Source organism: Porphyromonas pogonae (assembly GCF_036320655.1).
Lineage (GTDB): Bacteria > Bacteroidota > Bacteroidia > Bacteroidales > Porphyromonadaceae > Porphyromonas > Porphyromonas pogonae.
This window is the reverse complement of record NZ_CP143258.1, coordinates 1,163,329-1,176,073: the sequence shown is the minus strand read 5'-3', so window position 1 is coordinate 1,176,073 and position 12,745 is coordinate 1,163,329. Positions and strand designations below refer to the sequence as shown.

General features: G+C 42.7%; 10 protein-coding genes and 1 rRNA gene. 6 read left to right on the top strand and 5 right to left on the bottom strand.

Annotated elements, in window-relative coordinates:
* Together VYJ22_RS04510 and VYJ22_RS04505 are read right to left on the bottom strand one after the other, a co-directional pair.
* Complete coding sequence (locus VYJ22_RS04510) at positions 1-1,272, bottom strand: amidohydrolase family protein (protein WP_329905307.1); 1,272 nt, start codon at positions 1,270-1,272, stop codon at positions 1-3.
* A 14-nt stretch (positions 1,273-1,286) separates the two neighbouring features.
* Entirely contained in the window at positions 1,287-2,654 is a 1,368-nt protein-coding gene (locus VYJ22_RS04505; RefSeq protein ID WP_329905306.1) for a dipeptidase, read from the bottom strand.
* A 1,110-nt stretch (positions 2,655-3,764) separates the two neighbouring features.
* Between VYJ22_RS04505 and VYJ22_RS04500 the strand changes: the two genes are divergently transcribed.
* From VYJ22_RS04500 to VYJ22_RS04480, 5 genes are read left to right on the top strand one after another with little or no spacing between them, the layout of a single operon-like run.
* The gene (locus VYJ22_RS04500; RefSeq protein ID WP_329905305.1) at positions 3,765-4,865 is read left to right on the top strand and encodes a chorismate-binding protein; all 1,101 of its coding nucleotides are present in this window, start codon (positions 3,765-3,767) and stop codon (positions 4,863-4,865) included.
* Positions 4,866-4,874: 9 nt separating this feature from the next.
* On the top strand, positions 4,875-6,545 hold the full coding sequence (menD, locus tag VYJ22_RS04495) for a 2-succinyl-5-enolpyruvyl-6-hydroxy-3-cyclohexene-1-carboxylic-acid synthase (RefSeq protein ID WP_329905304.1): 1,671 nt from the start codon (positions 4,875-4,877) through the stop codon (positions 6,543-6,545).
* The gene (menB, locus tag VYJ22_RS04490) at positions 6,542-7,366 is read left to right on the top strand and encodes a 1,4-dihydroxy-2-naphthoyl-CoA synthase (protein ID WP_329905302.1); all 825 of its coding nucleotides are present in this window, start codon (positions 6,542-6,544) and stop codon (positions 7,364-7,366) included. The genes menD and menB overlap by 4 nt, the downstream gene beginning before the upstream one ends.
* The gene (locus VYJ22_RS04485; RefSeq protein ID WP_329905301.1) at positions 7,366-8,427 is read left to right on the top strand and encodes an o-succinylbenzoate synthase; all 1,062 of its coding nucleotides are present in this window, start codon (positions 7,366-7,368) and stop codon (positions 8,425-8,427) included. Before menB ends, VYJ22_RS04485 begins: the two co-directional genes overlap by 1 nt.
* Before the next feature lie 12 nt (positions 8,428-8,439).
* Complete coding sequence (locus tag VYJ22_RS04480; protein WP_329905300.1) at positions 8,440-9,543, top strand: AMP-binding protein; 1,104 nt, start codon at positions 8,440-8,442, stop codon at positions 9,541-9,543.
* A gap of 13 nt (positions 9,544-9,556) precedes the next feature.
* On the opposite strand, the gene VYJ22_RS04475 is transcribed toward VYJ22_RS04480, so the two are convergent.
* Together VYJ22_RS04475 and VYJ22_RS04470 are read right to left on the bottom strand one after the other, a co-directional pair.
* Positions 9,557-10,087 (bottom strand): NUDIX domain-containing protein, encoded by a 531-nt coding sequence (locus VYJ22_RS04475; protein WP_329905298.1) that lies wholly within the window; start codon positions 10,085-10,087, stop codon positions 9,557-9,559.
* Positions 10,084-11,049, bottom strand: coding sequence for an ROK family protein (locus tag VYJ22_RS04470; RefSeq protein WP_329905297.1), 966 nt, complete (start codon positions 11,047-11,049; stop codon positions 10,084-10,086). Before VYJ22_RS04470 ends, VYJ22_RS04475 begins: the two co-directional genes overlap by 4 nt.
* A 186-nt stretch (positions 11,050-11,235) precedes the next feature.
* Between VYJ22_RS04470 and VYJ22_RS04465 the strand changes: the two genes are divergently transcribed.
* Positions 11,236-12,120, top strand: a complete 885-nt coding sequence (locus VYJ22_RS04465) for an EamA family transporter (RefSeq protein WP_329905296.1) — start codon at positions 11,236-11,238, stop codon at positions 12,118-12,120.
* A 356-nt stretch (positions 12,121-12,476) separates the two neighbouring features.
* Here the strand turns inward: VYJ22_RS04465 and rrf are convergent.
* A 5S ribosomal RNA gene (gene rrf, locus VYJ22_RS04460) occupies positions 12,477-12,587 on the bottom strand.
* Positions 12,588-12,745 lie beyond the last annotated feature (158 nt).

The window sequence follows — 12,745 nt, the reverse complement described above, 5'->3', positions numbered from 1 at the left end:
TCAATTTTTAGGAATCAGTTTATATGCTATTTCTTTTACTTTATTCATTATTTCTTCTTCTCCCGGTACATGCTTGTTTTGCATAAGTATTTTACCATCTACTATAGTAGTGTCTATGCAACTGCCGTTGGCAGCGTATACCAGGTTGGAGGTAAAATCATGTAACGGAGTCATTTCAGGCAGATTGAGATCTACCAGACACAAATCCGCCAATGCTCCTTCTTCGATACGCCCCGCATCGATGCGTAAGATGTCGGCACCTACGGCTGTAGCGCTGTGCAGTATGCTTTTTGCCGTAACAGCCGTACTATCGAAGCGCCACACCTTGCCGAGAAATGAGGCCAACTTCATCGCCACTACCATGTCGAGGTTGTTCGACGAAGAGCAACCGTCCGTACCCAGTCCTACGCCTATCCCACGGCGCTTCATTTCTTCAAACTTAAACTCATATCCACTGGCGAGTTTCATATTTGAGGCCGGGTTATGCACCACCTTTACTCCATGGGCAGCCAGTAAGTCCATCTCTTCATCGTCCACCCAAATAGCATGGGCAATAACCAGATTGGGGCTCAGTACACCCAAATCATTGAGATATCTGATAGGTGTAGTTCCATGAAGTTTCATACACTCATCCCACTCGCCCTTGGTTTCTGACATATGCAAGTGGATGAGTACATTGTGCTCTTGAGCAAATTGGTGGCAAAACTGTAATTGCTCTCCACACACAGTATATATAGCGTGGGGGCCTATGGAAAACTTGATGCGCTGTCCGAATTTCTTGAATTCCTCCAGATATCTGCTGCAATTGTCACGATCCTGTCGGGCACGCTCGGGACTTCCCTGATCAAAAAGCGTATAGGATACTACTGCACGGAGACCCATCTCGTCAGCTGCACGCGCGGTAGCCAGCGGGTTCATATACATATCCATAAAAGCTGTAGTACCGGTCTTTATCATCTCGAGACAAGCCAGTTTGGCTCCCCAATATACATCTTCGGCAGACATTTTGGCCTCCACCGGCCATATGTAATCCTGTAACCACTTCATGAGCGGTAAGTCGTCACCGTAACCACGGAATATAGTCATAGCAGCGTGGGTATGGCAGTTGTGAAAGCCCGGTATCACCGCTTTGTCTTTACCATCGATAATCTGTACGCCTTGCTGCAATGCATCGGCTTTTATTTCGGGAGATATGGAGGCTATCCTGTTTTCTTCGATAAGAATATCGGTGTATCTGCCCTGGTGCAATACACCTTTTATAAGTATGCTCATCCTTTATATTGTAACTATTGTTGTGCGGGATAATTTTTATAAAACTCTGCCACAGCCTCGATACCTTTACGGAAAATATCCACAGACATATTCTCGTTAGGTGAGTGTATGGCATTGCTTTCGAGACCGAATCCCATCAGCACGGTCTTCACGCCCAGAACTTTCTCAAAGGCGGCTATAATAGGTATACTTCCCCCACGGCGCACAGCCAGCGGTTTCTTTCCGAAAGCCACGGCACATGCTTTCTCCGCCGCCCTGTAGGCTGGGAGATCAATGGGGCATAGATAGGCCTCACCGCCATGCATGGGAGTAACATTTACTTTCACTGTTTTGGGGGCTATGCTTTGGATATAATCTACAAAAGCGCGGCTTATAACCTCATGGTCTTGGTTGGCTACCAACCGACATGATACTTTTGCATAAGCCTTGGAGGGCAATACTGTTTTGGCACCCTCTCCGGTATATCCGCCCCATATACCGCAAATATCGAAACTGGGGCGGCAACTATTGCGTTCAAGCGTGTGGTAGCCTTCCTCGCCAAAGAGTTCTTCTACCTCCAAGGCTCCCTTGTACTTCTCTTCAGAAAAAGGTACTTGAGCTATCATATCACGCTCCTCCTGCGACAAGGGTACTACGTCATCATAAAAATGAGGTATCTGTATGCGTCCTTTTTCATCCACTACACGAGCCATCATCTTACAAAGTTCGTTGATGGGATTTGCCACTGCTCCGCCAAAATGGCCTGAGTGCAGATCCCTATTCGGTCCAGTGACCTCGACCTGCCAGTATGCAAGCCCTCTAAGTCCTGTAGTAAGTGATGGAGTTTCGGCACTAACCATACTGGTATCCGACACCAAAATAAAATCACTCTTGAGCATTTCCTTATGTTGCTCACAGAAGGCTTCCAGATTAATAGAACCTATCTCCTCCTCACCCTCGAATAGAAACTTCACGTTACACTTGACCAGTCCTAACTTGAGTGCCGTTTCGAAGCCTTTGACCTGCACCATAGACTGTCCCTTGTCATCATCAGCTCCACGTGCCCAAATGTGTCCGTCACGGATCTGCGGCTCGAAAGGTTCACTCTTCCATAGTTCGAGCGGCTCCGGTGGCATCACATCATAGTGGGCATATATCAGCACGGTAGGTAGAGAAGCATCCTGTATATATTCGGCATAAACGATAGGGTTGCCCGGCGTACTGTAAATCTCGGCTTCGGTAGCACCCACCTGTAGCAGGTGTGACTTCCAGTGTTCGGCACAGCGTATCATATCATCCTTATGCTCACTCTTGGCACTGACGGAAGGGATACGTATCAAATCGAAAAGTTCTTCAATAAAACGGCTCTCGTTTTGCGCAATATATTCTTTGATGCTATGCATGGAAATATCATTTATAAATTAATACTATCTCACCAAAGATAACGAATTTGTCTTTCCCCTTAAAATAACTCCTTATAAAAACATGATCGACCTCCATACTCTTGTATCACTAAGAAATATATTGTATAATCAGCTCTACAATATCAACTTAACCGTAGAGAATAACAATAAATTTCATTTTGACACACAATACCACGATAAGCTTACACTATGACACAAAAGACCAATTCGATAAACCTTGCCGTCAAGTCCTAATAGACTGATTAGTGAGTATCTAAATATCTTTAATTAAGAGGAAAGGAGCGCAAAAAAACTATAACTTAGTTAGAAAAACAAGCTCAAAGAGACTTTTTGGTCTCAAAATTTAAGTGAATTAGCCATAAATACCCTGGAATATTTATACTAAATAAAGGGGATAAGCGCAGAAGTGTCAATATCTTCAAGATATTAATGAAACAGGCTCAGATACTATATTTTTCTATTTCTCTACATCAATCTGATGAGAAAACCCGATTGCCTGAAAATCCTTATATATACGGACAATTGACCTATCGTATCAAGTCGAACGACTTATTATGATAGGAAATAATCCTATCGTAATAGGTCAACAGCTCTATCATAATAAAATTGGGGATTCAATATGGGAGTTCGGTTTACACCTTTACATGCATTGACCGAATATAAAATGTTCATCACATAGCTTCACAGCTGAAATCTCGCTCCATAAACGACGGATAAAGGCTCCGAAATCAAGGTAATGGTACCACCCTCATTTTTTCAACAAGAGATACCATGCCGGGAACGCTCCAGACTACGTGGATTATGGACACAGATAGGATCATTGGTATTAATCTTTTTATGGGGGATGGGTAATGCATATAAGTGAATATTACACAAAGATACTACATGAAAAAGCCGATGTCAAGCCCCCTATACACCCACAAAGTATAAAAAAACAAAAAGTAAGCAAACGGGAGAAAAATGCATCATAATCACAAAACGCCAAGAGGTCCCTCGGCCAAAAATATCTTCTCAATAAGCATCGTGAACAAGCGGAATAAAATGAATATAAGATTCTTGGATAAATAAAGATGGTGTAGAAATAAATTTATGAGCAGACTTTTGTCTAACTTTGGACGTCAGTTTACTTTAGATAATATGCTTAACTCTTTAGAAGAAATCTTGTCAGGAGCATGTGCTTATGCGTGTTACAAACTACCTTACAAGGATTCCCTCCATATCATAACGTCCGAGAATGCACCCGTTACTGGTAACAATTTGTCGGATATCGACACCTTCGAAGGATTTGTATTTGCCCCATTTGCACTCACATCTCAAAATCCAATGCTCCTCCTCAAAGGTCAGGAGCGAGAGATCAGGATCAAAGATTTGCCTGACACTCCTCTCCTCTGCGATATTCACAATACGGATGAAGCTGAAGAGTTTGCTTCTTATCAGAAAGATTTCAGCATATTCACTCAAGCTTTGCTGACAGACCGGTATGAGAAACTGGTACTGGCTCGAAAGCATACGGTGGATGTTACCCGTGGTTTTGATGTCCATAACCTATTCATGACAGCATGTAGGAAGTACCCCGAAGCTTTTGTATATATATTTCACGCCCCTGCCACGGGAACATGGTTGGGCGCCACGCCGGAAATCTTGTTCGAAAAAAAGGCCGACGGCACGTGCCGTACCGTCTCATTGGCCGGAACCGTAACTCATGATACAGTCAGCGACTGGAGTCCCAAAAATGCATCCGAACAAGCCGTGGTAACGGACTATATAGCGGATACACTCACCTCACTGGACATACAGTTCAAGAAATCACAACCGTACAACTTTGACACGGCCAATCTGAGACATATTAAAACGGATTTCATCTTCACTTATCCTCCATCCAGTCCCCTCCATCGCTTAATACAGGCTCTCTACCCCACACCGGCAGTATGCGGATTGCCCAAAGAGGCGTCGAAGGAGTTTATTCTGAGTAATGAATCTATAGACAGAGCATATTACTCAGGATTTTTGGGGCCTAAAAAGAATGAAGATATCGCATTCTATGTGAATCTACGCTGTATGCAAGCGGATAATGAGAAGAAACGTGTGAATTTCTATGCCGGCGGAGGACTCCTGAAATCATCAACTTTTATGGATGAATGGAGCGAAACCAATAATAAAATGAATACCTTAGTGTCATTGATGAAATAAAGACATTACATGTATTCTGAAAAGAAAAATATATTGCAGCTCTGTGCTCTGCTCAAAGCTCACGGCATCCGTGAATTGGTGTTGTGTCCCGGAAGTCGCAATGCACCTATAGTACATTCGTTGGTCAATGATCCAGACTACACTTGCTACTCCGTAACAGACGAGAGGAGTGCCGGATACTTTGCCATAGGCCGTATATTGGAGACTCACAAGCCTGTGGCTGTATGTTGTACATCAGGCTCTGCGGTGCTGAATCTGCACCCGGCAGTATCTGAGGCTTACTACCGAAAACTACCCCTGATTGTAGTAACAGCAGACAGGCCCCAAGCTTGGATAGGGCAAATGGACGGACAGACGCTACCCCAGCCTCATGTATACAACAGCCTTGTAAAGATGTCGGTAAACCTACCGGAAGTAACCACTGCTACAGATGAATGGTACTGCAACAGACTGATCAACGAAGCTCTACTCGAAAGCAATCATCATGGCTATGGACCCGTACAGATCAATATCCCTATCTCGGAACCTCTCTTTAGATTTACGGAAGAATCACTTCCCAAAGCCAGAGTGATCAGAAGATTCGATAGTGTAACTGATGAGGTGAAACAGATGATATCAACGGCACACCGACTGATGATCATCAGAGGACAAGAAGAACTCGATTTTGCCGGATGTCAGCTCCCTATGGATGTACCTGGGCATGCAGTGGTGTTGTCAGAACAAATAGGTAACTACACCGTAAATGACAAGAAGTACATAAGCAACTTCGATGCAGTGATATATGCTTATCCCAAAGAACAAAGAGTTGAACTTGCACCCGATGTGCTGATAACTTACGGAGGACATGTGGTATCGAAAAGGCTGAAGGAATTGATACGTAAAAATCCGCCTGCACAGCACATTCATGTGTCTCGGGATGGAAAAGTAACAGACACCTACGCCTGCCAGACAATAGCTCTGGAGATGGATGTACAGGAGTTTGCTGAGATTATCAAAGGACTCCACGGCATCAATGATGCATACACACGACTGTGGCGTGAAACGTCAGACCTATTGCTGAGTAAGGTATATCATTTTCCTTACTCTGAAATATCAGCCATAGGCAATGTAATCAACCATTTACCAGCCAGTGCGGTACTACACCTCGGAAACAGCTCAGCAGTGAGATATGCACAAATATTCCGTATACCCGAAAATCAATGCGTATTTTGCAATAGAGGCACCAGTGGTATAGAGGGCTCAGTATCTACAATGGTAGGATATGCCGCTATGTCTGATAAGATGAATGTATTTCTGATTGGTGACCTCAGCTTCTTCTATGACATGAACGGGCTATGGAGCCACTACCTCAAACCCAATATGAGGATCATGATGCTCAATAACGGCGGAGGTGAGATATTCCAATCTCTGCCCGGGCTCACCATGGGGGGAACCACGCACGCTTTTGTAACGGCTTCGCATCACACATCGGCTAGAGGGTGGGCTGAGCAGATGAGTTTTGAGTATTATGAAGTAAATGATGAAAAAGAACTCGACATTGCTACTCAAAAATTATTGTCAGTCCGCACAGATAGGCCTATCTTTGTAGAAGTATTTACTGAAAAGGACTCTGACGTGCAAATACTCAAAGAGTACTACCACACACTCAAAATAACAACAAACAACATAGATATAAAATGAGCACAGAAAGAAATTGGATTGTAGTCAAGGAATACGAAGAAATAATATTCGACTACTATCACGGCATAGGACGTATTACCATAAACCGTGAGCGTTATAGAAATGCCTTTACCCCCACGACTACAGGAGAGATGAGTGATGCCTTGCATATATGCCGTGAGGATCCGAATATCAATGTTGTTGTTATCACAGGAGCAGGAGACAAAGCTTTTTGCTCGGGAGGAGACCAAAATGTAAAAGGACGTGGCGGATATATCGGTAAAGATGGTGTGCCACGCTTGAGCGTATTGGATGTGCAGAAACAAATACGATCGATACCCAAACCCGTAATAGCCGCAGTAAATGGCTATGCTATAGGCGGAGGGCATGTACTTCATGTTGTTTGTGACCTGAGCATCGCATCAGAAAATGCGATCTTCGGACAGACGGGTCCCAGAGTAGGTAGTTTTGACGCAGGCTTTGGCGCGTCTTACCTTGCCCGTGTGGTAGGACAAAAGAAGGCTCGTGAGATATGGTTTCTCTGCCGACAATACAATGCCTCAGAAGCTCTGGACATGGGGCTGGTAAACAAAGTGGTGCCACTGGAGCAACTCGAAGACGAATATGTAACATGGGCTGAAGAAATGATGCTGCTAAGCCCGCTGGCGCTAAGGATGATAAAAGCCGGGTTGAATGCTGAGCTGGATGGACAGGCAGGTATACAGGAGTTGGCAGGTGATGCGACTCTGCTCTATTACCTTACGGACGAAGCTCAAGAGGGCAAGCATGCTTTCCTTGAAAAAAGAAAACCGGACTTCAAACAATACCCTAAGTTCCCCTGATGAAAAGGATAGTTCAAGGTGAAGTTATCCCCTGCGAACTGAAATTTATCCGACCCGCAGGAACCTCAAGAGGCGTATATACCCGACGCAAGGTCTGGTATATACGCCTCTTGGCTGAAGACGGGACTATAGGTATAGGAGAGTCTGCCCCTCTACCCCATCTGAGTTGTGATGATGTGCCGGACTATGGGGATAAACTGGAGTACTTGGTTCAAGACTCTATACGCAACAATGGCATCGACATAGACACACTCCGGGATTACCCCTCGATGCTTTTCGGCCTGGAAACAGCAATGAGGCATTTGGAAAGATCGTCCTTCTCACTATGGGATAGTCCTTTTGCTCAAGGGAAAGAGGGAATCACCATCAATGGGCTGATATGGATGGGTGATTATGAATACATGAAAGCTCAAATCCTCGAAAAAATCAGCAATGGTTATCAATGTATAAAACTCAAGATAGGTGCCATAGATTTCGAAAATGAGTTGGCTCTGCTGAGGATGATAAGAAAAGACTTCGACAGTAAGAAAATACAACTTAGAGTAGATGCCAATGGCGCATTTGCCCCGATTGAGGCCATGGATAAGCTGCATAGACTGAGCGAACTGGAACTACACTCTATAGAACAACCCATAAGCCAAGGACAACACGGTGCAATGAAGGACCTCTGTGCCCATAGTGAACTGCCCATAGGGTTTGATGAAGAGCTTATCGGTATAAATCGCAGGGAAGATAAGATACGTTTACTTGACGAGCTTTCCCCACAATATATTATCCTGAAGCCATCTCTTCATGGTGGCTTTGTGGGCTGTAAAGAGTGGATAGACCTTGCAGAAGCTATGGGGATAGGCTGGTGGATGACCTCTGCACTGGAATCAAACATCGGGCTCAATGCAATAGCTCAATATACAGCATGCTTCGATAACAAATTGCCACAAGGCCTGGGGACAGGTAAGTTATTTACAACGAATGTACCCGTGCCTTTGACTATTCAGGGGGACTCTCTGTGGTACATACCGGGTGATGCGCCTTCGGCAGCTGATAATATCTTGCCACTCTAACTCCCATAGTTTATGCCTAGATTTGTCACCGATATAGAACAACAGCACTTGTATTTAATGGGTAGAGATTACTCTGCTAATGAATGCCAAACTGCATTTCTTGCTCGAGGATACGAGAGTTTAACGGAATTTTTGGGTAAATGGTTTGATGGAAGAGACTCTATTGAAGTAAAGACTTCAGGTTCGACAGGAGCTCCGAAAACAATGGTCGTTAAGAAAAAAAGAATGATGAATAGTGCTATGGCTACTTGTTCATTTTTCGGATTATCAGCACATGACCGTGTATTGCTGTGCCTTCCGTTGGATTACATTTCAGGTATGATGATGGTGATTAGAGCCTTGGTGGCTCAGCTTGATCTCTATTATGTCCAGTCCTCATCACATCCTCTGGATACAGACTTTACAGGTAATCCTGATTTTAGGTTTATTGCCATGACTCCGATGCAATTGAGTTGTGCAATGAGCGTAAAAAAGGAAGAGGAAAAACTGAATAGATCAGGGATCATATTAGTAGGAGGGGGGCAGATACCTCTGTCTCTCGAGCAAGAAACGGATAGACTCCAATGCAAGGTATACAGTAGCTATGGTATGACGGAGACACTATCGCACATAGCCCTAAGAAAAGTAAACGGAAGTGATAAAAGTAAGTTCTATTCACCTCTTCCGGGCGTTAAATTAACCTTGTCCAAGGATGATACGCTGATTATAGACGCACCTCATATCAATCAGAACATTCTTTATACAAACGATGTGGCTTTACTGAATGATAATAACACCTTTGCGATTGTAGGAAGAAGAGACAATGTAATCAACAGTGGCGGAATTAAGATTCACCCCGAAAAGATAGAAGAGCAGCTCAAGGATATTGTGACCACAAACTTCGCACTTACGTCAGTGGCTGATGAAGTGTTAGGTGAGAGATTAGTGATGCTCTTGGAGAAAGCAGCGCAATATGACCTGGTTGATTTAAAGCTTCAGATAAAAGCACAGATACCTTCTTTGTACGCGCCCAAAGAAATATATGCTGTACAAGCTGTACCAATGACAGAAACACATAAAATAAATCGTGCCGGATGTAAAAGGCTTGCAGCAGAAATAACAGGGGAAGAGAAATAGAGATAGATTCTCTTTATAAGATAGATTTATTTGCCAAAAGCTTTTTTACAGCTTCTCGTATTGACCTCAGACCGAACTCTTCGGGATTGACTTTACTCAAAGGCATGATCTTGATACCCGCAGCATCGTCGGCAGCGATGGCATTATCAAAGCTTTTGACTCTTACCGCAAAAAATAAATCTGATGTATTAACGACAATACCTGAATACGGATATATATTAGGAATAGAAAATAAATATCTTGGATGCTGTATGCGCAAGTGTGTTTCTTCATAAACTTCTCTGATCACAGCTTCTTCCACACTCTCCTCTACATCGACAAATCCACCGGGAAGATCAAGTGTATTTTTCATCGGTTCACGTCCTCTAACAACCGATAAAAGATACCCTCGCTCATCTGTAATAAAACAAGCTACCGCAGATGCCACATTGGCATAATACTTAAGCCCGCACTGCGGACAGAAGATAGCTCTCGGATTACTGAAATCGAGAGATCTTCCTCCGCAGTGAGGACAAAATTTGAATGTTTCTAACGGATGGTTCATTCTTTTGCTTTGGCTTCCCATCCCAATGCGCTTGCACCCAATACAGCTGCATCGCTTTCTTTGAGTTGAGAGAAGAGAAGCTTGGTTTTACCCTTATAGATATTCAAGATATTCTTTTCCATGTGATGCTTGATGGGGTTCATCAGCAGATCACCGGATTTTGTAAGACCGCCAAAAAGAATAATAGCTTCGGGGCTTGAGAATGTAACAAAATCAGCAAAAGCTTCACCGAGGATAGCTCCTGTAGCCTCGAAGATTTCCAGCGCCATGGGATCACCATTTACAGCTGCATCATAAACATCTTTAGATGTAATCTTATCTGCTTCAATGGCACGCAAAGAGCTTTCGTCAGAACGAATACTCAGATACTCACGTGCTGTTCTGGCAACGCCTGTAGCAGATGTATAAGTCTCCAAACAACCTTGACGCCCACAACCACACATACGGCCGTTGCGACGAACAATCATGTGACCAAGCTCACCGGCAAATCCGTCATGTCCATAAACCAAATTACCATTTACAACGATACCGCTACCAACACCTGTACCCAGTGTAATCACGATAAAGTCTTTCATACCTCTGGCTGCACCATAAGTCATTTCACCGATAGCAGCAGCATTCGCATCATTGGTCAATGCAACAGGTATCCCGATCTTATCTTCGATCATCTGCGCCAATGGTATCTTGCCTTTCCATGGCAAGTTGGGTGCAAACTCAATAGAACCTGTAAAATAGTTACCATTGGGCGCACCTACACCAATACCCTTGATCATCTCTTTACCGCCTACTTGCTCAATGAGCATGTTAAGCCCGACAACTAAATCGTTCAAATAGTTATCTACTTCATTGTGCGTTGCGGTTTTAATGGATGCGCTTACAACTACGTTGCCACGAGCATCTACTACTCCAAACACCGTATTTGTCCCACCCAGGTCAATCCCTATTACATAAGGTTTTTCCATGATACAATTTTTCTATCTTAATTAATATTGATTCAGTGTTCACAAAGGTACTTTTTTTATCCCTAATTCTTAATAACATAGTAATATTTTCTAAAAGAATTATTTTTACATTACAGCCTTTACACCATATACTTTGTAGATTCATTATCTTCGTATTGTTTTTTAACTTTTATAGATGATCAAACCGTGTGGGTCTCATTAGCAATACTCTCATCCGTATTACTGGGTGTTTACAATATATTCCAAAAACTCTCGCTCAGAAACAATGCAGTTTACCCTATTCTACTTATTACAACAGCACTGAGTGCATTCCTTTTTATCCCTTTAATACTTTTATCAAACTTCGGAGTCATCGAACCCGAAGCCATACTCTATGTCCCTAAGGTAGATTACTACGGACACGCTCTTGTAGTAGTAAAGTCTTTTATTGTGTTCGGGGCATGGAGTTTTGGATACTTAGCCATGAAACATCTTGATCTTACCCTGGTAGGTCCGATAAAAGCCTTCCAACCGGTACTTACAGTTACCGGAGCCACACTCATACTGGGTGAAAATCTGAATATAATACAATGGGCAGGGGTGGGACTTGGAATTATCTCCATATTTATGATGAGCAAAAGGAAAAAAGATATTATGATCCAAGATCAGGATGGAAAATTCATGATCTTGCTTATATTATCTATCGTATTTGGTGCTATGAGTGGCTTATATGACAAGTTCCTGATGACTAAACTTGACAAAATGTTTGTTCAAAGTTGGTATTTAGTTTATCAAACTATCCTTACAACGATCTTTATAATATTTATACCCAGACATGAGAATGTAAAGTTCCGATGGAAATGGAGTATTCCTTTTATTTCTATATTTCTAAGTATTGCTGACCTAGCATACTTTTTCGCCCTGAGTGATCCTGAATCAAAAATAGCAATCGTATCAATGATTAGAAGAAGTAGTGTTTTGGTAAGTTTTATTGGTGGAGTAATAATATTGCGTGAGGGAAATATAAAATCTAAAGCAACGATGCTATTTCTAATATTTATCAGTATCCTTCTGCTTTACTATGGATCATAAAATCCCTTAAATAGTCTTGTGTCACTGATGGCTGTTTATGGTTACAATAGAATTGTATTAGCACTTGCTTTATAGAGTTTCAATCCAGACTTGCTCTCTAAAGAAATAACAACGTTGCCAAAATACTCATATCCTCAAATCAGCTCTAACATCATAACTTCAGGACACGCTGTAACACACACACTTCTCATTTATCTTTTTAATCGGAATATACAAGCTTACACTCCCCTTGCTCTTTTATATGTATGTATAGGATAGAAGGATAGCTAGGAGGTGAGAAGTGTGTGGTTAGCATAGGGATAAAAAAGCAAGGGGAGTGTAAGCTTGTATACTTACACTCCCCTTCGTCTTTGTAAAAACGGCAGCTACCTACTCTCCCACTGTGACGCAGTACCATCGGCACGATCGGGCTTAACTTCTCTGTTCGGAATGGGAAGAGGTGGAACCCCGACGTTATAACCGCCTGAATATCTCTAAATAACATCGTTAAAAAAGAAGAATTAAAAACTCAACCAATACATTTTTATCGAGCTAATAATCGTAAAGCCAAAATACACTAAATGCTTTCTATAAAGATGTATCTCTCTCTGATTAGTTTTGAACTTTTCAGATATACTACTTTTTA